The sequence below is a fragment of the Stenotrophomonas sp. SrG genome, from assembly GCF_050031795.1.
GTDB classification, from domain to species: domain Bacteria; phylum Pseudomonadota; class Gammaproteobacteria; order Xanthomonadales; family Xanthomonadaceae; genus Stenotrophomonas; species Stenotrophomonas rhizophila_A.
In genome coordinates this window covers 1-249 of record NZ_JBNBBE010000664.1, presented here as the reverse complement: position 1 = coordinate 249, position 249 = coordinate 1, and the positions used below count along the sequence as shown (strand labels likewise).

Annotated in this window: 1 pseudogene; it reads right to left on the bottom strand. The window is 75.9% G+C overall.

Annotated elements, in window-relative coordinates:
- Positions 1–249, bottom strand: a pseudogene (locus ACQG3P_RS21230) (organic hydroperoxide resistance protein); the annotation flags it as partial.

Here is a 249-nt window from a genome sequence, read left to right as displayed (position 1 = left end):
CGCCGGACTCGGCCCGCAGCGCGACCTTCGCCTGCCCGGCGACGCACGACAGCGCACCCCGGCAGCAGGCCGAATACCCCGCAGCAAACAGCTGCCCCGGGCAGGTCCCCGGGCCGCCGGCGCCGCCCAGCACGCGCGGGCTGGCCAGCCGCACGACCAGCCCGTTGTCCGCCGACGTGCCGTGGCCTTCACGGCCGCCGGTCGCGGTGGCGCGTGCGGTGTCCAGAACCTTTTCACTCGACCACGGAA